Below are 20,712 nucleotides of genomic sequence, written 5' to 3'. Positions count from 1 at the left end.
AGGTGGAGTTGAGTCTCCACCTGAAGTCTCGATGTTTAGCTTTAGCTAAACGAGTTCACTTCATTAATTTCCTCTGTTATCTAATACATCCTTATACTTTTCAGGAAGTAAATCTTTATCGTCACATTCTTTAATCGCTAACATAGTCATAAATTCTACCTGCTGAGTACTTGGCCGACACCTATTTATAGCTTTTTTCAATACATCCTCTGTCAACATATTTTTTTCAATATTATCCTCATTTGCTATCTCATAAGCCTTTCTAATTACCGTTTCAATTTCTGCTCCTGTATAATTCAACGTTTCTTTTGAAAAAGGAAAAAAATCTTCAACATCAGTTTCAAATCCATATTTTTCAATAAGTATCTTAAATATTTCCGCTCTCTCATTTTCTTCCGGCAACAATACAGGTATTTTTTTGTCAAACCTTCCCGCTCTTTTTAATGCTGCATCTAGAAGATCCGGTCTATTTGTTGCTGCAATAAATATAACTTTTCCTCTATTATTTGTATTGCTAGTAAATTGCAAAAATTCATTGAAAATATTTCTGCTCACCCCATTATCACCGCTCTCTCCTCTTCTAAAAGCAGTGTCTATCTCATCCACAAAAACTATAACCGGCTCTTGAGACTGGGCTCCTAGCAAACACTTTTTAAAATTTTTCTCACTTTCACCAACATACTGTCCTAGTATTCTAGACATATCTATTTTAACACAGTTAAAACCACTTGTCTTTGCAAGAGCATTAACAAGCAGTGTTTTTCCTGTACCCGAAGGTCCACATAAAAGTATTCCCATTGGAACTCTTCTCAAGTCACCTTTTCTAACAGGTTCAACAATATTATTTAAAAGATAATTTTTTGCCCTTTCCATTCCTCCTATATCGTCAAAGCCCAGTTCTGGATAAATAAATTCAAGTACATCACCATATTCCTTTTTCAAAACAGAATGTTTTTTGTCTTTTATAAATTCAAAGCTTATAGGAACATCTTCAGCTTCAGATTTAAGCTTAATATCTTTTATTGCTTTTTTGCTAAGCCCAGATGATAACTTTGCAAAATCATTAATGGTAATATCCATTTTAACGCTTTCATCCTTTAAAAGATGCTGTATATACCCAACTCTCTCCTGCTCAGTTGGTAGTTCTACAAATACAGGCTCCACCCGGTACGCTGACCTTAACACTTCATTGTTTATTTCAGCAAGATTATTTGCCTTCAAAAATATAGTGCTTCCCACAGAAGATATTTTTGGACTGTTTGACCATTCGCATATCCATATAAGTGCCATTCTTTCTTCAGTTGACATTGATGCCACATCTCCAGATGGTATCATCTTTTCTGCATGATCTATAAACAAAGCCATTTTTGTACTCTTTAGTGCCACGTCAATGTAATGAAATAATTTTGAAGGCATTGCATAAGCTAATCCTTCTGCAGCATTTGAAGTAATTTTATTAAATTCTCTTTCCATTTCCGGTTCTAAAAAAGTTAACCCTTTGGAAATATCGTAAAATGCCACAATTGAAAAATTTCTTTGTTTTATAAACTCCTCATAAATGTACCTGTCAATAAATCTAAAGTTATCAACAACATCTCTTATATTAAAATAGAGAATAAATTCATGGGATATTCCTGCTTTATATATATTCAAAAATCTATCATACCACATAATTTAATTAAATAGAGAAATGTATTCTCTTTATCCTCCCTTATATTTATTTCTATTTTACCATACTGAGTGTGCATATCAATAGTATGGTATTTAATAAATGTATTTTTATGCTCTAACTAGGTGCAGATTATTCATATTTATTATATACACCCTCTCTAAATTAATATTTAAAAAAGAATAAATAATTTAGTTTTTGATAATGCTACATCTATAAAGAATTTTAATCTTTAAAATAATTTGGTATAGGAGGGCTTTCATGGAATCTACAGTTTTTAATGTTCCCACTCTTTCATGTAGTGCATGTTCCGATAAAATTCAAGAAAGTGTTAGAGAAATAAAAGGTATTGGTGATTTGTCAGTTGACTTAAAAAGCCAACAATTGAAAGTGGAATACAATCCTTCTGATATTAACCCTGATGAAATTAAAAAACATATATCTAAGATGGGTTATGAAATTGATTAAAAAGACAATGTATTTGTAGACAATTTTATCTTATTCTAAGACTCCACCTTCTATAAGGTGGAGTTGCTCTTATAAATCTTCAGGTGGAGTTGAGTCTCCACCTGAAGTCTCGATGCTTAGCTTTAGCTAAACGAGTTCACTTTAAGACCCTGCATCACATAAAGCAGGTTTTTAAAATCTTTACTCACTCATTTTCCGTAACACTTTTAAGAGCTTTAGTTATTATCTCTTCCTGTTTCTTTATATGTCTCTGTGCATAAATTTGAGCCTTATCTCTGTCTCTTTTTGAAATTGCTTCATATATATCTTCATGCTCCTTAACTAGAGCTTTATGACTGCTGTAATCCTTTAAGTATATAACCCTAAATCTGTGAATTTGTTCTCTTAACTTGCATACAATTTGAATAAGCTTGTCATTTCCAGATGCACCATAAATTAAGTCATGAAATTCAACATCTTTTTTTATTGTTCCCTGTAAATTGTCTTTCTTTGCATAGGACTCAAACTGAGAAAGAATATGGCCTAAATTTTTTATTTCTTCATCTTTTATTCTTTCAGCTGCAAGAGAAGTGGCAAGACCATCAAGTGAAGCACGAACTTCTAAAACATCCATTATGTTTTTAACAGAAAGCTTAGCAACATGAGCACCTTTTCTAGGAAACATTTCAACTAAGCCTTCCAATTCCAGTTTTCTAATTGCTTCTCTAACCGGCGTACGGCTAACTCCCATCTTTTCTGCCAGCTTTACTTCCATTAAACGCTCTCCTGGCTTTAATTCTCCAGATATAATAGCTTCCCTTAATGTATTAAAAATTACTTCTCTTAAAGGTTTATAATCATTAAAATTAATCTTCGCAAATTTGTTTGCCATAATACTATCTCTCCTCACACAGTGTTTCTGTCATAAAACATTGCCATCTGCTGTTCTTTACTTTTTCATATGCAAAATATGCCTTTTTTTTGTTTTCAAATATCCCGAAAACTGTTGGTCCACTTCCACTCATTATGCTTCCTAAAGCTCCATATTTTATAAGCTTATTCTTAATTTCTTGAATAACTCTATATCTATTTACAGTAACCGTTTCCAATACATTTTTCATGTTTTTTGCAACATACACAATGTCCTCATTTTTTATTGCATTTAATATCCCTTCTGTATCTGGTCTTTCTGATATGTTTTTTATATTTAAATTTTTATAAACCCAAGGTGTTGATACAGATATTTTAGGCTTAACAAGAAGTATATTGACATTTTGAAAAGGTTTAGTGGGTGTTAACATTTCACCTATTCCTTCTGAAAGCACAGTTCCACCTTTTAAGCAAAAAGGAACATCTGCTCCTATATCTTTGCCTAAGTTCATTAATTCTTTTTGGCTTAAATTAAGAGAAAATAATTTATTAATTCCCTTAATAACAGCTGCTGCATCTGCACTTCCTCCAGCAAGTCCAGCTGCAACAGGAATGTTTTTGATTATTTTTATCTTAACACCTTTTTTAACCCCATACTTTTTCATTAATAATTCTGCCGCTTTATATGCAATATTGCCGCTGCCAGAAGGAACCCAGTGTTTGTTACAACTAACTTCAATTCCATCTTCTGTAATTTGCATAAAAACTTCATCATGAAGGTTTATTGACTGCATAATCATTTTTACTTCATGATATCCATCATCTCTTTTCCCCAATACATCAAGAGATAAATTAATTTTTGCATTAGCCTTTAAAAATATTGAATCCATTTTGCACCATCTTTGTCCTGTTATTTTTTCCTCAATCAATATGCTTTTATATTATATACAAAATACCTTCCTTTTTCAACAACGTGACAAAGAGAGGGTGTATATGTTAAATGTGAAGAACAATATTCCAGAAACTAAAGTTACGCAGTTTAGAGCCTGTAAATACTCCTCGGGGTCGAGCAAATCTCGCTATCGCTCAAACAATGCTCTCCCTTTCCTCGTCGTATTAACACGCTCTACAACTTGCTCCACAATGTTTCTTCCATATTTTCATTCACATAAATAACATGCACCCCAAAGAGAAGGGTGTATATATTAACATTTAGCCTCAATGGGCAGGTATTTTTAATGGCGTACATAAATAAGGGATTTACAAAAACTAAAAAGTTTTTATAAATCCCTTATTCTTAACTAAAAGAACTTGCCTTTCGTGGAATAATAATTTGTCTTCCAACCCCTAGTTCTTCCTCATCAATTTTATTGAATTTTTTCACATCTTCAACGGTGGTTAAATATTTTTTTGCAACTTTCCACAGATTATCTCCTGGCTGTGAAAAGTATATTGTTAAGCTTGCAAATTCACCATTGTCTATTCTTTGTTCTTCATTTTCAACAGCCTCAGTTATTAATAAGTACTCCATCTGATCTACTACCTTTGTATCTACATCCACAACCACTCTAATCTCGACTTCATTTTCAGAAACCATACTATAATTACAGTGTTCTATATTTAAATCTACTTCACAATTCATCTCTGGTTTTACATCCTTAAGTTGAACAGTATGTTTAAATGGTATTTCGTAATAATGACAAAAAACTGGTTGTTCTGTATTGTTTGCAACATATAAAATACTGTTATTTACACATCCTTCTATAGTTACACCTTTATCTGAAATAGTGCTCTCAAATAAATTGGGCCTAGATAATACATTAAACACTTCTGAAATGTCCGGACTGTCTCCATTTATTTTTACAGTTTCTTTTAATATTACCTGACTGCTGTCGCGACATATAACTCTGCTTGTTTTAAATGACTCTGTTTCAAAATCTATTTTTGATTTCATACTATATGCATCAGATATAATTTCTAAATTTCTCCTGTTATTTGCCTGAGCCCATATAGAAACCTTTATTTCACTTTTTAAAATTCTTAATTCCCCATCACTGTCTTCATCAGGGTTAAAGGAAAAATTTTCAATTCTATAGTCAACTTCACATTCAGAATCATCATCTATTCCTTGAAACTTTAGAGTTTGAGTAAATGGAACTTCATGCTCCATAAATTCAATGCTTCTTTCTTCTGTATCTCCAATATAAAGTGTTAAAATATTTATATCACCTTTTGCTATTATTTTGTCATCTGCTATTTTATAGTCTTTCCCAACAATTTTTACATCAGTTCTTAAAATCTCTTTTATAGACGGCTTTCCAGCTGGTATTTCTAAATCCTCATCTAATGTATAATTTGATGTATTCTCACCTAAATATGAGTATATGTCAATATTTTTTCTTAGTATTTGTAAATCTTCCACCCCTTTTAATTCACTGACAAACTCCTGCTCTGTTTCATTTATTATTTTCGCTTTTAATTTTATAATGGTCTTTAAATTTATTTTTCTTCCGTTTAAAATTTCATAATCAATATGTTCTATATCACTTTTAATACGCGTTTTCATCTTAGAATTGGCATTTTCCACATCAAAACTGTATGAAAAATCTCGTGAAGCATTTATACTCTTAATAGACTGATCCTTGTCATCAGACACATACAATATTTTATACCTTACAGTTCCCTTCACAGAAACCTTATCCTGCAATGCTTCAGATTTTTCTTCAATAACTTCTCCATCTAAAAGGAGAATCCTCAAAACATCAGGATTTATGTCTGGTACAATTATATCATGCTCGACAATTGTTTGGGATGAACCCTCACCTGTAAAATAATTAATTCTTGTAGTTTCTTTAATAAGTTCAAGGGACATTTTATATTCCTCCTATTTCTAATATTCATAAGGCTATACCTGTTCCATTTTTACTTTTTATGCTAAGACTTATTAATATATATTGACAAGACATTATAAATATTCTAAAAACATAAAAAAAATTGAGTTTTCACTTTACTAAAAAAGTCAATTGGTTTAAATAAAGCGAGTATATATACTACTGAGATGCTCCTAGATAAAGCTAAAATTAGATAAATAAAAAAGTCAGGTTTTAAAACCTGACTTTTTTATTTATCTAAGAAATTTTTTTTCATCCTCTATACATTTTACACCTTAACTAACACATATCTTTCTGTTATCCTTGCACACTACTATCTCAACTGCATTAGTAAGTATATCAGTATAACTAAAAGATATTCTCCTTGTTGCCTCATAATCATTCTCAAACTTCACTATGAAGATGCTAGGATAGGTGTTTTCAAGTACTCCCTCTTTAATAAACGCCTTTCTCCTGCCTTTATTGGCCTTAAGCTGAATTTTTTGACCAACACAGGTTTCTATATCTCTCTTTATTTGAAACAGGCTATTATTTTCCATTATTAAATCACCTCATCTTCTGTTTGAAAATATTATATCATATACCGAACAGCTTGTCAAAAAAAACATATATTATAACAAGTACTTTTTACTTGTGTCAAGTACTTTTTTATTGTAGTTTTTTTCACAATCATTTGGCTTAACTGCTTTCTACTAAATATAGTCTTATTAAAACTCTTACAAACAATATTTTGTGCTCTCTGTGGGAGATGCTATTTAAACATGCTTTTTATTGATTATTTTTTATTATACGGTTCTTTAGGAAAACCATTCCTGTATTTACCTTTTGTTTCTACTCCTCCTATACCTTTGACACCGGTGACTGTTTTGCTTATTACTTCCTCAGGATTTACAACTTTGTCTATTTTTGTGTACGCAATTTTTTGACAAATCAATACTGGATCCAGTGCGTGAATAAGAACTCTATAAGGTGCACTGGCATAATTTGCTCCTGCTTCTATAATCTTATCATACATTGATTGACAGGCACCAGCAAAAATAACAAGACTGTCTAAATCCCCATCAAATTTTCTTGCTTCTTTCACCGACTGAATATAGTATTTAGAATTCCTGTAATTGTTGATATTTGAATAATTTTTGTCATTTTTTATTACTCCATCATGTCCTGTCAAAACTAATATATCAGGTCTGTATTGCTTCAAAAGCTCTCCTACCTTATGAGGCTGATCTTTTTCTTTAAGGTATACACCTGCAGCTTCTATTTTAAATTTTTTATACTGTTCTAAACATGCTGCAAGATAATCTTTGTCCCCATCTATATGAAGTACTTTCCCAGGTTTCTCAAATTTTTTTTCATCTCTTGACCAATAATTTCGATAAAATTTTTTTTTTACTAATTTTCTATTTGGAGTATCTAGATTTTGAACTTTTAAGTTAACAGTTCTTTTCATCTTTTCATTATAATTTTTCACATAATCCTCAGTTCTAACAATAAGATCTGTTTCTGGTGCATCAGCTTCTAATCTAAAACAAAGACCATTTAATACGGCAATTTTCTTTTCTCCATCTCTTTTTATATCAACTACTTTAAATAATATATCAGATCCATAGGACTTTCTAGACACTATATCTCCTATTTTTAGTATTGTCATTTAAAACCACCTCAGAACATCATATATACTGTTATACATAATATGTTTAAACAGAATTATATGTGAAAAGAATATTACAAAAGCTTATATCTCTTATTCATATTTAATATCTATCCCCATACTTCTAGGGTACCTGTTATTAAAGTGAATGTTCTTAAACTCTAATATCTATGACCTTGCTTCGGGTATAGGTTGAAAAAAACTAAGAATAATAGTTATAATAGTAATATATTTTATATTATAGTTTCCTAAGGAGGTAAGTTATGCTTACAGATATACAAATAGCCCAATCATGTGAAATGAAACCAATTAATCAAATAGCCTATGATTTAGGCATTTCAGAAGATGAATTAGAGCTTTATGGAAAATATAAGGCTAAATTGTCACCTGATTTGTGGAAAAGAATTTCTAAAAAAGAAAATGGTAAATTAATTCTTGTAACTGCTATAAACCCTACTCCTGCAGGTGAAGGAAAAACCACTACAACAATTGGTATTGGTCAGGCAATGTCAAAAATAGGACAAAAATCAATTATTGCATTGAGGGAACCTTCTTTAGGACCTGTAATGGGAGTTAAGGGTGGTGCTGCTGGTGGAGGATTTTCTCAGGTAGTTCCAATGGATGACATTAACCTTCATTTCACTGGAGATATGCACGCATTAACCGCTGCAAACAACCTGCTGTCAGCTGCAATTGACAACCACATACATCGAGGTAATGAACTTGGTATAGACACAAGACAAATTATATGGAAAAGGGCAATGGATATGAATGACAGAGCTCTTAGAAATATTGTAGTTGGACTGGGTGGAAAAACAAATGGAGTACCAAGAGAAGATGGGTTTTTAATATCAGTTGCTTCAGAAGTAATGGCAATATTATGTCTTTCTGAAGATATTAAAGATTTAAAAGAGCGTTTAGGAAAAATAATTGTGGCATATAGTTTTGATGATTCTCCTGTATATGCTAAAGACTTAAAAGTTAATGGTGCAATGGCTCTGCTTTTAAAAGACGCCATTAAACCAAATTTAGTCCAAACTCTAGAAAATACTCCTTCCCTTATGCATGGCGGACCATTTGCCAACATAGCCCATGGATGCAATAGCATAGCTGCTACAAAGCTAGGATTAAAACTTGCCGATTATTGCATTACTGAGGCAGGTTTTGGAGCAGATTTAGGAGCTGAGAAATTTTTTAACATAAAATGCAGATATGGTGAATTAGAACCTGATGCTACTGTTTTAGTCTCTACAATAAGAGGTATAAAGTATAATGGTGGAGTAGACAAAAATAATTTGAGTGCTCCAAACATTGATGCACTAAAAAAAGGCTTTGTCAATGTTGAAAAACATATAGAAAATATAAATAAATTTGGTGTTCCTGTTATAGTAGCTATTAATAATTTTAATACCGATACAAATGATGAAATTGAATATATTAAAGAAAGATGTAAAAGTCTAAATGTAGAATGTGCATTTTCAGAAGTTTTTACCAAAGGTGGTGAAGGTGGAAAAATTTTGGCTCAAAAAATTGTTGACATGACAAAAACTAAAAAGTCAAATTTCAAACCCCTATACGACACAAATCTTCCAATTAAACAAAAAATAGAAACAATTGCCAAGGAAATCTATGGTGCTGCTGGCGTTGAGTACACGCCCTCCGCAATAAAAACAATCAAAAAAATAGAAAGCCTTGGCATGGATAAACTACCTGTATGCATGGCTAAGACTCAGTATTCCATATCTGATAACCCTTCTCTTCTTGGAAGACCTGAAGGATTTAAAATAACTGTACGAGAGATCAAATTGTCTTCAGGTGCTGGATTTATTGTTGCAATTACAGGTAACGTCATGACTATGCCAGGACTTCCTAAAACACCAGCTGCAGAAAAGATAGATTTAGATGAAGAAGGAACCATTTATGGATTATTTTAAATTTTTTTGATGGTTACATTTTCAAAGCTAGAGGGGCTAAATGCTCCTTTAGCTTTTTTAATGATTTAATTAAAATAAGGTGCATGTAATTTATATTTATATGTACCTCGGTAAAATGGCATAATTTTACCCACTTAAAAATAATGCTTTAAATTCACTTAAAAAATTTTTATGATGTTCTATCTCATCTATCACTTCTTGGTATTTTATTAAAATCTTTTTTTCTCTCCACGTTCTTCTGCTATTATAATACTTGTTTATAACTCTCCAGAATTTATGAGGAAATTGTAACATTATGTATAAAATCATAAACTCATTATCACTAATGGATTCAATAGAAGTATATGAATCTATAATTGTTTTTGCCTCCTCAATATTCCAATAGCATTTTCTCATTTTTCTTCTTAAAAAATTTGCTACATCGTAAACTTTTAATTCATAGCTGCAATAATCAAAATTTATTATTGACATTTTTTCACCATCACATATTATATTGCAGTAAGAATAATCATGATGACAAAAATTCTTCTCTTTCCTTGCTTTATCAACAAGCTCATTATATTTTGAAGTATATATTTTATTTAGTGAATCTTTTCCTATTTCATAAAAATAGTCAATGTATTTAAGTATTAAATAATCAAACTTGCTTCTCTCCCTCTGAGCTAGTTTTTTCACTCTTTTTATTTCATTTAATCTCTTTTTATAGTATTCAGGCAATTTCCCCAAATCACTCCTTTTTATAGACTCTTTGGGGGAAACATATCCCTTTGATGCACAATGAAGTCCAGCAAGAGTCTTAGAAGCTTTTATAACATCTTCTCTTAAATCAAAATTACACTCTCTACCATTTTTTAAATCTGTCATTGTATAGTAAAAACCATCTATACATGCATATGGGTTTCCCTCTTTTGTACATATATATCTGTCCAGATTATTAAAATTATTGCTGTACAAATGTTCTTTTGCACCATGTATAAATAGTATTCTTTCCGGTGAAATACTCATTCTTTTTATAATTTTTTTTCCAAATTGGGTTTCTGCTACACAATTATTTTTGTAATTATGTAGGCTTTCAATATTAATTCCATAAATATTGGATAATTGTTTTTCAATATCCTGCATATAAAAATACCTCCAAACCAATGTTTTTTATACATTTTTTCTTATTGTAATTGCACAGCAAAACTATAAATAGCAATCTACAAACAAGTATATTCACTTTTTTTCTACTCTAGAATTAAAGATGCTGTTTTTACTTAAATATATAAATTAAAAACAGATGGAGAATGTTCTCCACCTGCTATAAAAATCAACTATATATTATTTTTTTATTCACTATTACTGTTTTTTGTATCAGTCTGATTATTTACACTTTACAATGCCTAAATATTATAATTTAGCATAAATTACTTTGCTACACATTTACCTTTTTTGACCAATAACAGGAATGAATCAAAGAATTAATTTTCAATATATTATTTACCCTATTAAAAAATCTGTTTCTCATAAAATTATTTGTTCTTTCCACCTCCATTATATTTTTTAGAAAGTCAATTTTTACATCTGTCATCATATTGTACGATTCAATTGTAATCTCTTCTTTTAAGACATGCTTTTGGCATAACTCAATAAATCTAATTGATTCTTTTGTCAATTTATATTTCATATAATCCATTAAGTTATCTCCCTTCTAAAAAAATATATAGTCTAATTTTTTATATACATAAATTTATCTCTTTTTATCTTATTCTAAGACTCCACCTGAAGCCTCGATGTTTAGCTTTAGCTAAACGAGTTCACTATATAAATATCTGTTTCAAATCCCCTTTGATATCTGTATGTAATATTATACTATTGTGCTAATTTTGTCAATAATATAATGAATTTTAAGGTAATAATTATATCATTATTCCTTTTAACCTATATTATACTTCTATATCAAGACTGTTTCTGCTTAATGATATATTTTATAAATATTTGATTTTTATTTTGATTTTTTCATGTATATATTATAAAATATTTCTTGTATTGATACATTCTTTTAAAACTAATTTTTGTATCTTTAAATAAAAGCATCTTTAATATATTTTTATATGATATAATTTATATTAAAATGTTTGTTTTTTAACAAAAAAGATAAATAGATTTTAGATAATTTGTTGTTTTTAAGAATTATTTACTAATGATTTTATGGGTGGTATAATGAGTAAGCTAGGTAATCTGTTTCGCCAAATAAGAATAAAGAAAAACTGGTCAATAAGAAAAGCAGCTAACAAAATGGGGATAAGCTACTCTTATCTTAGTATACTTGAAAAAGGTGTTGACCCTAGAACAGGTAAGGATTCTAATCCTAGACCTGAAACATTAAAGATTATTTCAAAAACGTACAACTATCCCTATGAGGAATTGATGAAAGTTGCTGGTTATTTAGAAGGAGATTCTAGCTCAGATAAAACTTTTGATTTATCTGTTTTTGTAAGCAATATTGACTTAATAAGAGGGGATATGTCTATAGAAAAGTTATCTGATGATATTTATACAAAAACTGGTTATTATATTAAATCTTCACAAATAAAAAGTTATTTAAGTGGTGATATAGAACCTTTTCCAGGCACTTTTAATATACTTTGTAAATATGCAGAGGTTTCTCTGGATTTTTGGTATAAATATAATACACCAGAAACTTTAGAAAAAGAAAAATTTAAATATAGAGAAAATCTTCACAAGCAATCTTTAGAAAAAGATGATGAGAATTACATTGTTTTTAATAAATTGCAAAAAGATGTAAGGGATTTTATAATCTCGGAAGATAATCTTCCATATATAAAAGTAGCCATGGAAGCTCAAAAAAAGAAACTAAACCCTGATACTTTAAAACTACTTGTATCAACAATTGTAAATGAAAGAGATACTTTAAAATAGGTATTACTATTTATAGTAGTGGTTTTAAAATATTAATAGTATATCAAAACCGATTAAGGGAGTGTGATGAAAATTATGAATGATCTTTCTTTTATTAGTTTTATTTTAATAAGTTTTCCTGAACAAATACTTATTTTTATTCTTGGTACTATTTCTATTGGAAAGAAAAATTTTCTAAAGTCTAAGGGGAATTTCACAAAAAGTATTCTAGTATTATTTACTATAACTTTGCTAAATTACTTTAGCAGAAAATTTCTTAACTTTGAGCTTGAAAGTACTATTTTTTCCATACTATTTTTTGTATTAATGTTGATATATGTATTAAAATATAAATTTTACGAATCAATAACGGTAGCAGTATTTGGATTTTTATTAATTATTATTGTTGAGATACCTTTGTCAATTATATTAGAAAATATATTAGAAATAAAATCTCAGCAGGATTTGTATAACAATTATTCGAAGCTAATTCCATTTGTTTTTTTAATTCGATTCACTCAGACTATATTGGCTTTTATATTTTATAAATTTGAATTTAAAATACTTGATATGGAAAAAACTAATATTAAAAAGAAAGAGTTTTATCTTCAAATTGTTGTATATTTGCTTTCAATACTCTCTTTAATTTTTTTAACTACAGTTATGGCTAGAACTCTAATCTTTAATGATAATATTAGCTCATCAAATACAAATTTATTAAGAATAAATATATGTATAACTCTCTTTATTACTGTTATTTTGAGTGTAGCTTTACGAGGTACTTATATACACTATAAAAATAAAAGTGCATTAAATAATAATGAGGTTATACAAAGTATAGAATATATAGACAGCCTTATTAATCAGCAAAACTATGGTGAAGCTAAAGATGCTTTGCAAAATTTAAAAACTCATATAACAAAAAATTAGAATGTTAATCATACATAAGTCATATATTTAAAAATATTAATTATAGGAGGTTATTAACTATGTTTAAGAAACTATTAAACATCTTTGCTGTTCTTCTAACAGTGCTATCCTTAGTATCTGCTGCTACAGCATGTTGGGCATTATTATATCAACCTAAAACACCAAAATCTTTAATGAATTAATCACTACAGTTCTATTTTTCTGATCTATTTATTGTAGTATTCAACATTGTATTTATACATATATTCTTTCCTTTATGCTTACAGCAATAAATCCTGTAATATAACCATTATTCCAAAAAGTTTGCTTTTTGCAGACTTTTTTAGTAAATATAAATTTCTACAATTTAAAACAAAAAGGAAACCCTTTTATAAAAAATCGGTTTCCTTTTTGTTTTATATTTAAGATAAATATGTTCAGCTTCAGCTAGAGGAAATTTATGCTTCCCCTGCAAGTTTTAAAAGTGCTTCCCATCTCTTATCCACTTCTTTTTGTACATCTTCTATCATATGTTCATTTCCTGCTTTAAACATATGCTTAAATCTTCCCTGTGCCTTTAAAAACTCTGATACAGGTTTTTTGTTCTTTGGTTTATAGTTAACAACATACTTGCCATCTATAACCTCATACAAAGGCCAGAAACATGTTTCTACTGCAAGCTTGTTTATATCCATAAGGTCAGGTGTATTATATTGCCACCCTCTTGGACATGGAGCTATAACATTTAAAAATGTCGGTCCTTTAGTATATAATGCTTTTTCAGCTTTTTCATAAAGATCTTTCATATTTCCTATTGCAGCTGTTTGAGCAACATAAGGAATGTGATGGTTTGCCATAACTTCTGTAAGATCTTTTCTTGATTGGGATTTTCCAGGTATTACCTCTCCTGCAGGTGATGTAGTAGTATTTGCATATTTAGGAGTAGCAGAAGATCTTTGAATTCCAGTATTCATATATGCACCATTATCATAGCATACATAAAGCATGTCATGTCCTCTTTCCATTGCACCAGACAATGCCTGAAGACCTATATCATATGTTCCTCCATCTCCTCCAAAGGCAATGAATTTAGTCTCACCTTTAATTTTCCCTTTATTCTTTAATGCAACATAAGCAGCTTCTGCTCCCGCAATGGTAGAACCTACATTTTCAAAAGCATTGTGAATAAAAGAATCTTCCCAAGAAGTATATGGGTATAAAAATGATGAAACTTCCAGACATCCAGTTGAACAACCTGCTACTAAATGATCTTCTGGATTTAATGCTCTTAGGATTTGTCTTACAACAACAGGCGCTCCACAACCTGCACACATTCTATGTCCACCAGTAAATCTTTCTGGTTTTTTTGCCGCTTGCTTTAAATTATAAGCCATTTTTGCACCTCCTATTCTCTAACCCCAAGGTAATTGTAAACAGAATCTACTTTACCTGTGGCAGCAATGTCTAAAATTTTATTATATACAATCTCAATGTCATCAGCCTTAACGTCTCTTCCACCTATTCCATAAATATAATTTATCACTTTTGGTGAAAATACTCCTTTTGAATACAGTGCACTTGTTACATCAGTATACAAAGGTCCTCCTGCAGCATTGAAACTATCAGCCTTATCTAAAACAGCAACAGCCTTAAATTTAGACAATACCTCTACCATTTCATCTACAGGGAAAGGTCTGTATAATCTAGGCTTAATTAAACCTACTTTTTTACCCTGTGCCCTTAACTGATTTACCACATACTTTGCTGTTCCAGCTGTTGAATTTAATATTACCGCAACTGCTTCCGCATCTTCAGTCATATATTCTTCAAATAACTCATACTTTCTTCCAGTCAATTTATAAAATTCTTCCGATACTTCATTTACAACTTTTTTGGCATTTATCATTCCCTGTGCCTGTTGTCTTTTATGTTCAAAAGTATGACCTTGTAAATCCAATGGACCCATTGATATAGGCTTTTCGCTATTTAATAAATACATCTCAGGATTATACTCACCAACAAAATCTTTAATTTTGTCATCTTCAACAAGTTCAATATTTTCTATGGCATGCGATGTGATAAAACCATCCTGACAAACCATAACAGGCAACATTACATCTGGGTGTTCACCTATTCTGTTTGCCATGAGCATATTGTCATATGCTTCTTGATTGTTTTCACAGTAAAACTGTATCCATCCTGAATCCCTAGCTCCCATTGAGTCACTGTGATCATTATGAATATTTAACGGTCCTGACATTGTTCTGTTAACAACGCCCATCACTATTGGAAGTCTTGAACATGCAGCTATATAAAGAACTTCCCACATAAGTCCAAGTCCATTTGCAGAAGTAGCAGTCATTGCTCTTCCTCCTGCTGCCTGTGCACCTACACAAGCTGACATAGCACTGTGCTCAGATTCAACTGCAACAAATTCTGCATCAACAACACCATCTGCAACATAGTTTGAAAAATATTGTGGGATTTCAGTTGAAGGTGTTATCGGAAAAGCAGCAACTACATCTGGATTTATTTGCTTCATTGCTATTGCAACTGCTTCATTACCACTTAATCTTTCTCTTATCGCCATTTTTAAATCCCCCCTTCTAATCTTCTTCTACAAAGTCAATGGCTTTAAATGGACAAACTTTTACACATACTCCACAGCCTTTGCAGTGATCAAAGTCAAATTCTACTCTTTTTCCTTCTTCATTTACTAATATAGATGTATCGGGACAAACAGGATAGCAAAGAAGACATTGCTTACATTTTTCCTGAATCCATATCGGCTTCATTGAACGCCAATCACCTGTTTTAAATAGTTCAGCATTTCCCGCATCTGGCATATTACCACCTGGAGTAATATCTTTCCATGTAACGTCAGGACTTACTATTTTTACTTCTTTTTTGCTCATAACCCCTTCACCTCCTGCATTGACCTTTCTAAAGCCTTAATATTACCTTCTATAACTTCAGGCTTTTTAGCAAATTTGTGCTTAAATGATTCATTCATATCATCTAAAAAATCTTTTTCATCCATTATTTTACTTACTTTAACAACCGCTCCTAACATAGGTGTATTAGGAAAATATCTGCCTAAAGAATCAATTGATATAGTTCTTGCATCTATCGTGCAAACCTTTCCTTTATACCCTTTTAAAGCAGTCCTTACTTCATCTGGCGTTTTTGTAGTGTTAATAATAATTGCTCCATCTTCTTTTAATCCTGATGTAACAGGTACAGAAGCTAAAAGAGTTTCATCAACAACTACTACATAATCAGGTTCATAAATATTACTGTGAATAGTCAGTTTTTCATCACTAATTCTGTTATATGCTGTAATTGGTGCACCCATTCTCTCCGGTCCATATTCAGGAAAGCCCTGTATGTATTTCCCGGTATTGAATGCAGCATCCGCAAGCAACAATGATGCCGTCTTAGCACCTTGTCCGCCACGCCCATGCCATCTTATTTCAACAACCTTGTCCATGGTGGTAAACCCCCTTATTTATGATAAATTTGTGCTGATTAAATCAGCTTGGTTTTAAAATTTGTTAAAACAATCACACAGATTACAGTATAAATGTCCGTTTATTTTTTGTCAAGGAATCTTTAAAGGAATAGCTTTAATTCTGGTTTGATTGAACTTAATTATGTTCATTGTATACAATCTTTTGTACTTTTTCATCATTTTCTATTTTTTTTAAAATGTACTTTTTTTACTTGCATATAATACCATATTGTTTATAGAAGTGTTAAAGTTATACATTAAAAACATACTTTAATATTACGATTAACAAAACACCTGGTACTCCAAGTGTTCCAACTATAAATGCAGTAAAAGGGTTTAATGCTATACTAAAATTTAAAAATTTACCTACAAAGTTAATGATTAGAATAATTATTCCGCCCAGTATAGAGTTAAATATTAGTTTTGCAGCAATTTTCATAGGAAAGGAAAAAAATTTTCCTAAAAGAAATAAGATTATTATACCAATTACATAGGCAACTATTATATTATAATCATTATACATATTAATCCCCACTTTACTTTTTACTATTTTTCTAAAAAGCCTTGTTTTTTTATGAATGCACGTACTTTTTTAGCAATATATAAAAAGCACACCTTTTTTAGTAATGTTTTTAAGAAAATATAGTTCTTTAATCTAAATATATATGCCTGTTCAAAATTTTATTACAAATATTCCTTATTTACATGTTATCCCTTTTCTTTTTGCAATTTTTAAAAAGTACTCATATCTTACCTGACAGGCTTTTATTTTATAGGTGTAGTAATCAACTATTTCTTCATCTTCCGCATATTCAAAATCTCTGATTGCGTTAGTCCAATCATTTCTTGCTTTTTCTATACATTCAATCAGCCCTTCTTCATCTAAAATATTATTCTCACAAGTAATGTGATTTTCTGTTCTTGACAAAAATTTATTTAGAAATTTTGTAAAAGAACTGTCTTTATTAATTTTAATATTTTCATTATTTTCTGTATTTAAACCCATATAAATCACCTTATACTATTAAATAATATTTTTATACCATACTATTCTATCTTTTTTGAAATGTTCACATTCATACGTTAATATAAGTATAATCAAAATTTACAGGGTCTATACATAACTTTCCACATTATTTATCTTTCTATTCTTTTTTTGTATAAAAATAGTTTATCTTATAGATTTAAATTCAGTCCAGAATTTATTATCTTTAACATCAATAATACAATATGTCTTAATTCCATTTACAGGTCTTCCTATACTTCCTGGGTTTAAAACAAGCATTTTATCACTAAACATTTCTTCTGAAATATGGGTATGTCCAAAAAGTACTGCATCTGCTTTTAGTGCTTTTCCTTTGTTAATTATTCTTGTATAATCATTTTTAACTCCGTAATGATGACCATGTGTTATAAATATTTTTTTATTCATTATTTCAATAATCTTTTCTGATGGTATCTCCCTGTTCCAATCATTATTTCCCCTCACCACCTCATAATTTAATTTCTCAAAATTTTTTCTTATCACATTTACATCTTTAGCAAAATCACCTAAATGTATAACTAATTCAAAATTTTTGTTCTTTTTTAATATTTTAATCATATCATTAGTAACTCCATGGGAATCACTAAAAACTAATATACTCATATATCTCTCCTCTATTCTAAAGTAGGCTGTTCCCTCAACCCTAACTTTTATCAAAATCACATGTTATCCTAACATAATTTTTTTAAATCTATAAGATACTAAGATTCACTACATCCTCCTTAAGCTAATTATAAATAAAATAATCTTATTTATAAACAACATATTATAATTGTAAAGAAAAATTATATTCATCTATTGTCTTTATAAAAGTGACTCATTTTTGTAAAAAATGGAATATGATATTGAGTATAAAAATCAATTTTTGCATATTTATGATAAAAATTCTATTGTGTTTTTTTTATAAACTTGAGATAATAAAATAGTATCAAAAATAGACATTCATAGTTAAAACTTTTCTGTCATACTTATAGAAATATTGAATTGGCATAAATATCTTTTTATTTTAGGTGTCAAATGACAAAAATATTTGGTAAAATAATATTAACAGCTTAAGTTTACAAAAATACTTATTTAAATTAGAATTCTTGAATCAAATGAAAGAATTAATATTAAAAGGGCTTCGTGCCCTGAGATTTCATTGGGGTGTTTTTTTATGATTAATCCGGTAACTAAAAAATTTAAAGTCAAAAACAAAGCTCTTACATATTCTTTGTTATCTGTTATTACAGTTTTTTTTATTTCATTTCTGATTTTTACAATTATCATTTTCTCTAATAAAAAAATATATAACGGTGTATATGTAAATGATATTAATATGGGAAAGATGACCTATTCCCAAGCATATGATATTTTAAAATCAAATTTTACAGAAAAAATTGATGAAGTAGAAATAACTTTGATAAAAGATGACTTTTCCAAACAATTTGATTTATCTGAATTTAATGTTTTATATGATGTTGAAAATGCTGTAAATAAAGCATATGAAGTTGGGCGGGAAGGTCATGTATTCAAACGTTTTAAAGATATTATAGATACCAGAAAAAATGGAGTGGTTTTTGATTTAGAATTTTCTTTTAATGAAGAAAAGCTTATGGACTCTATAGAAAATTTTTATGATGATTCACTTATAGAAGTTCAAAATCCTGATATTATTGAGGATAAAAACACTATGTACTTTTATACTGGAAAACCAGGTGTAGCTCTAATAAAAGATAAAGCATTTGAGCACATACATAATTCTATAAAAACAGTTTCAAGTGAAACATTTGAAGTTCCAACCGAGACAACTATGCCTGATTATGTTAATTTAGATAATATGTATAATGAAATTTCTAGAGAAGCAAAAAATGCTCATGTTATAGTTGAAGACAATGAAGTTGTTGTTATGCCTCATGTCATAGGTCGGAAAATTAATAAATCTGAACTTGAAAAAATTATAGAAAATAATAAAGATACATATGACGTAAAAAAAGACCTACCTGTTTCATTTGTTAAACCTGAAATAAAAACTGAAAATATAGACGATTATCTTTTTAGAGACATACTTGGAACACACAGCACTTACTTTTCAACAAGCACTCAAAACGATGCTAACAGAGGTGTTAACATTGGTCTTTCTTCCTCTAAAATTGATGGAACAATATTAGGACCTGGAGATGTCTTTTCCTTTAACGACATTGTTGGTCCTCGAACAAGTGAGAGAGGATATTTATCTGCTAATATTTATGTACAAGGAGAAATTGTACCCGGTGTAGGGGGAGGTATTTGTCAGGTCTCAAGCACTCTATACAATGCCGTACTTTTTTCTGGACTAGAAACAGTTTATAGAATGAATCATATGTTCACAGTAGGCTATGTTCCATATGGTCAAGATGCAGCTGTTTCTTATAATGAACTTGACTTTAAATTTAAAAACAACACCAATTGGCCAATTAGAATTGATGCCGACATATCAAACAACAACATCGGATTTGAAATTGTTGGTACTAACGAAACACCTGAAAAATCAATAGAAATTGTAAATGTACAAATCAGTTCTACTCCAGCAACTGTTAAATATATTGATGATCCAAATATGTATGAAGGAGAAACTGTAATTATTCAAAGCGGTAAATCTGGATATGTTTATGACACTTATAAAGTAGTAAAAATAGACGGCGTTGAGACAGAAAGAACATATTTACACCGTAGCAGCTATAGACCCTATGATCAAATAGTAAAAAGAGGAACAAAACCAGTTGAATCATCATCTGATGAAGATGATGATGATGATTCTGAAATATCTATTGATGAATCTGAAATAGTTGAGATTCCAGAAGATACGATTCCTGCATCAGAAGAAATTGAAAATTCTATTGATAACAATTGATTTTATAACAAG

At 29.9% G+C, this 20,712-nt stretch carries 21 protein-coding genes; 6 read left to right on the top strand and 15 right to left on the bottom strand.

The window, feature by feature from the left end:
* Positions 1-63 precede the first annotated feature (63 nt).
* Positions 64-1,671 (bottom strand): ATP-binding protein, encoded by a 1,608-nt coding sequence (locus tag RBH29_RS06300; RefSeq protein ID WP_306695922.1) that lies wholly within the window; start codon positions 1,669-1,671, stop codon positions 64-66.
* Positions 1,672-1,930: 259 nt separating this feature from the next.
* Between RBH29_RS06300 and RBH29_RS06295 the strand changes: the two genes are divergently transcribed.
* Positions 1,931-2,137, top strand: coding sequence for a heavy-metal-associated domain-containing protein (locus tag RBH29_RS06295; RefSeq protein ID WP_306695921.1), 207 nt, complete (start codon positions 1,931-1,933; stop codon positions 2,135-2,137).
* A gap of 184 nt (positions 2,138-2,321) precedes the next feature.
* On the opposite strand, the gene RBH29_RS06290 is transcribed toward RBH29_RS06295, so the two are convergent.
* The 5 genes from RBH29_RS06290 to yabG form a co-directional block, all read right to left on the bottom strand.
* Positions 2,322-3,008, bottom strand: coding sequence for a GntR family transcriptional regulator (locus tag RBH29_RS06290; protein WP_306695920.1), 687 nt, complete (start codon positions 3,006-3,008; stop codon positions 2,322-2,324).
* Positions 3,009-3,012: 4 nt separating this feature from the next.
* Positions 3,013-3,867, bottom strand: a complete 855-nt coding sequence (gene ispE, locus RBH29_RS06285) for a 4-(cytidine 5'-diphospho)-2-C-methyl-D-erythritol kinase (protein ID WP_459076762.1) — start codon at positions 3,865-3,867, stop codon at positions 3,013-3,015.
* 416 nt (positions 3,868-4,283) lie between these two features.
* Positions 4,284-5,858 (bottom strand): DUF3794 and LysM peptidoglycan-binding domain-containing protein, encoded by a 1,575-nt coding sequence (locus RBH29_RS06280; RefSeq protein WP_306695919.1) that lies wholly within the window; start codon positions 5,856-5,858, stop codon positions 4,284-4,286.
* A 294-nt stretch (positions 5,859-6,152) separates the two neighbouring features.
* Complete coding sequence (locus RBH29_RS06275; protein ID WP_373463299.1) at positions 6,153-6,416, bottom strand: Veg family protein; 264 nt, start codon at positions 6,414-6,416, stop codon at positions 6,153-6,155.
* 236 nt (positions 6,417-6,652) lie between these two features.
* Positions 6,653-7,528, bottom strand: a complete 876-nt coding sequence (gene yabG, locus RBH29_RS06270; protein WP_306695918.1) for a sporulation peptidase YabG — start codon at positions 7,526-7,528, stop codon at positions 6,653-6,655.
* A 263-nt stretch (positions 7,529-7,791) separates the two neighbouring features.
* Between yabG and RBH29_RS06265 the strand changes: the two genes are divergently transcribed.
* A complete protein-coding gene (locus RBH29_RS06265; RefSeq protein WP_306695917.1) occupies positions 7,792-9,462 on the top strand; it encodes a formate--tetrahydrofolate ligase in 1,671 nt (556 codons plus the stop codon).
* 126 nt (positions 9,463-9,588) lie between these two features.
* On the opposite strand, the gene RBH29_RS06260 is transcribed toward RBH29_RS06265, so the two are convergent.
* A complete protein-coding gene (locus RBH29_RS06260) occupies positions 9,589-10,584 on the bottom strand; it encodes a CotS family spore coat protein (RefSeq protein WP_306695916.1) in 996 nt (331 codons plus the stop codon).
* 292 nt (positions 10,585-10,876) lie between these two features.
* Complete coding sequence (locus RBH29_RS06255; RefSeq protein ID WP_306695915.1) at positions 10,877-11,137, bottom strand: hypothetical protein; 261 nt, start codon at positions 11,135-11,137, stop codon at positions 10,877-10,879.
* 527 nt (positions 11,138-11,664) lie between these two features.
* Between RBH29_RS06255 and RBH29_RS06250 the strand changes: the two genes are divergently transcribed.
* The 3 genes from RBH29_RS06250 (at position 11,665) to RBH29_RS17835 (ending at position 13,475) form a co-directional block, all read left to right on the top strand.
* Complete coding sequence (locus RBH29_RS06250; RefSeq protein ID WP_306695914.1) at positions 11,665-12,384, top strand: helix-turn-helix domain-containing protein; 720 nt, start codon at positions 11,665-11,667, stop codon at positions 12,382-12,384.
* Between the two features lie 75 nt (positions 12,385-12,459).
* The gene (locus tag RBH29_RS06245; RefSeq protein WP_306695913.1) at positions 12,460-13,293 is read left to right on the top strand and encodes a hypothetical protein; all 834 of its coding nucleotides are present in this window, start codon (positions 12,460-12,462) and stop codon (positions 13,291-13,293) included.
* 59 nt (positions 13,294-13,352) lie between these two features.
* A complete protein-coding gene (locus tag RBH29_RS17835; protein WP_373463298.1) occupies positions 13,353-13,475 on the top strand; it encodes a cyclic lactone autoinducer peptide in 123 nt (40 codons plus the stop codon).
* A gap of 255 nt (positions 13,476-13,730) precedes the next feature.
* Here the strand turns inward: RBH29_RS17835 and RBH29_RS06240 are convergent, their stop codons facing one another.
* The 7 genes from RBH29_RS06240 to RBH29_RS06210 form a co-directional block, all read right to left on the bottom strand.
* Entirely contained in the window at positions 13,731-14,666 is a 936-nt protein-coding gene (locus RBH29_RS06240; protein WP_306695912.1) for a thiamine pyrophosphate-dependent enzyme, read from the bottom strand.
* 11 nt (positions 14,667-14,677) lie between these two features.
* Positions 14,678-15,862: a pyruvate ferredoxin oxidoreductase gene (porA, locus tag RBH29_RS06235; RefSeq protein ID WP_306695911.1), complete on the bottom strand. Its 1,185-nt coding sequence runs from the start codon at positions 15,860-15,862 to the stop codon at positions 14,678-14,680.
* 16 nt (positions 15,863-15,878) lie between these two features.
* Entirely contained in the window at positions 15,879-16,187 is a 309-nt protein-coding gene (locus RBH29_RS06230) for a 4Fe-4S binding protein (protein WP_306695910.1), read from the bottom strand.
* Positions 16,184-16,762, bottom strand: coding sequence for a 2-oxoacid:acceptor oxidoreductase family protein (locus tag RBH29_RS06225; protein WP_306695909.1), 579 nt, complete (start codon positions 16,760-16,762; stop codon positions 16,184-16,186). The genes RBH29_RS06230 and RBH29_RS06225 overlap by 4 nt, the downstream gene beginning before the upstream one ends.
* 271 nt (positions 16,763-17,033) lie before the next feature.
* Complete coding sequence (locus RBH29_RS06220; RefSeq protein ID WP_306695908.1) at positions 17,034-17,306, bottom strand: pro-sigmaK processing inhibitor BofA family protein; 273 nt, start codon at positions 17,304-17,306, stop codon at positions 17,034-17,036.
* Between the two features lie 174 nt (positions 17,307-17,480).
* The gene (locus RBH29_RS06215; protein WP_306695907.1) at positions 17,481-17,789 is read right to left on the bottom strand and encodes a DUF2508 family protein; all 309 of its coding nucleotides are present in this window, start codon (positions 17,787-17,789) and stop codon (positions 17,481-17,483) included.
* A gap of 165 nt (positions 17,790-17,954) precedes the next feature.
* Complete coding sequence (locus RBH29_RS06210; protein WP_306695906.1) at positions 17,955-18,431, bottom strand: metallophosphoesterase; 477 nt, start codon at positions 18,429-18,431, stop codon at positions 17,955-17,957.
* A gap of 553 nt (positions 18,432-18,984) precedes the next feature.
* Here RBH29_RS06210 and RBH29_RS06205 point away from each other — a divergent pair.
* Entirely contained in the window at positions 18,985-20,700 is a 1,716-nt protein-coding gene (locus tag RBH29_RS06205) for a VanW family protein (protein WP_306695905.1), read from the top strand.
* Positions 20,701-20,712 lie beyond the last annotated feature (12 nt).

It is taken from the genome of Herbivorax alkaliphila, assembly GCF_030848475.1.
In the GTDB taxonomy this organism is placed as follows: Bacteria; Bacillota; Clostridia; order Acetivibrionales; family Acetivibrionaceae; genus Herbivorax.
Note: the sequence above shows the minus strand (reverse complement) of the source record. Positions and strands in the feature narration are given on the sequence as shown.

Coding starts and splice junctions, on each gene's coding strand:
- RBH29_RS06300 (WP_306695922.1), bottom strand. CDS start 1,671: ATGTGGTATGATAGATTTTTGAATATATATAAAGCAGGAATATCCCAT.
- RBH29_RS06295 (WP_306695921.1), top strand. CDS start 1,931: ATGGAATCTACAGTTTTTAATGTTCCCACTCTTTCATGTAGTGCATGT.
- RBH29_RS06290 (WP_306695920.1), bottom strand. CDS start 3,008: ATGGCAAACAAATTTGCGAAGATTAATTTTAATGATTATAAACCTTTA.
- RBH29_RS06280 (WP_306695919.1), bottom strand. CDS start 5,858: ATGTCCCTTGAACTTATTAAAGAAACTACAAGAATTAATTATTTTACA.
- RBH29_RS06275 (WP_373463299.1), bottom strand. CDS start 6,416: ATGGAAAATAATAGCCTGTTTCAAATAAAGAGAGATATAGAAACCTGT.
- yabG (WP_306695918.1), bottom strand. CDS start 7,528: ATGACAATACTAAAAATAGGAGATATAGTGTCTAGAAAGTCCTATGGA.
- RBH29_RS06265 (WP_306695917.1), top strand. CDS start 7,792: ATGCTTACAGATATACAAATAGCCCAATCATGTGAAATGAAACCAATT.
- RBH29_RS06260 (WP_306695916.1), bottom strand. CDS start 10,584: ATGCAGGATATTGAAAAACAATTATCCAATATTTATGGAATTAATATT.
- RBH29_RS06255 (WP_306695915.1), bottom strand. CDS start 11,137: ATGGATTATATGAAATATAAATTGACAAAAGAATCAATTAGATTTATT.
- RBH29_RS06250 (WP_306695914.1), top strand. CDS start 11,665: ATGAGTAAGCTAGGTAATCTGTTTCGCCAAATAAGAATAAAGAAAAAC.
- RBH29_RS06245 (WP_306695913.1), top strand. CDS start 12,460: ATGAATGATCTTTCTTTTATTAGTTTTATTTTAATAAGTTTTCCTGAA.
- RBH29_RS17835 (WP_373463298.1), top strand. CDS start 13,353: ATGTTTAAGAAACTATTAAACATCTTTGCTGTTCTTCTAACAGTGCTA.
- RBH29_RS06240 (WP_306695912.1), bottom strand. CDS start 14,666: ATGGCTTATAATTTAAAGCAAGCGGCAAAAAAACCAGAAAGATTTACT.
- porA (WP_306695911.1), bottom strand. CDS start 15,862: ATGGCGATAAGAGAAAGATTAAGTGGTAATGAAGCAGTTGCAATAGCA.
- RBH29_RS06230 (WP_306695910.1), bottom strand. CDS start 16,187: ATGAGCAAAAAAGAAGTAAAAATAGTAAGTCCTGACGTTACATGGAAA.
- RBH29_RS06225 (WP_306695909.1), bottom strand. CDS start 16,762: ATGGACAAGGTTGTTGAAATAAGATGGCATGGGCGTGGCGGACAAGGT.
- RBH29_RS06220 (WP_306695908.1), bottom strand. CDS start 17,306: ATGTATAATGATTATAATATAATAGTTGCCTATGTAATTGGTATAATA.
- RBH29_RS06215 (WP_306695907.1), bottom strand. CDS start 17,789: ATGGGTTTAAATACAGAAAATAATGAAAATATTAAAATTAATAAAGAC.
- RBH29_RS06210 (WP_306695906.1), bottom strand. CDS start 18,431: ATGAGTATATTAGTTTTTAGTGATTCCCATGGAGTTACTAATGATATG.
- RBH29_RS06205 (WP_306695905.1), top strand. CDS start 18,985: ATGATTAATCCGGTAACTAAAAAATTTAAAGTCAAAAACAAAGCTCTT.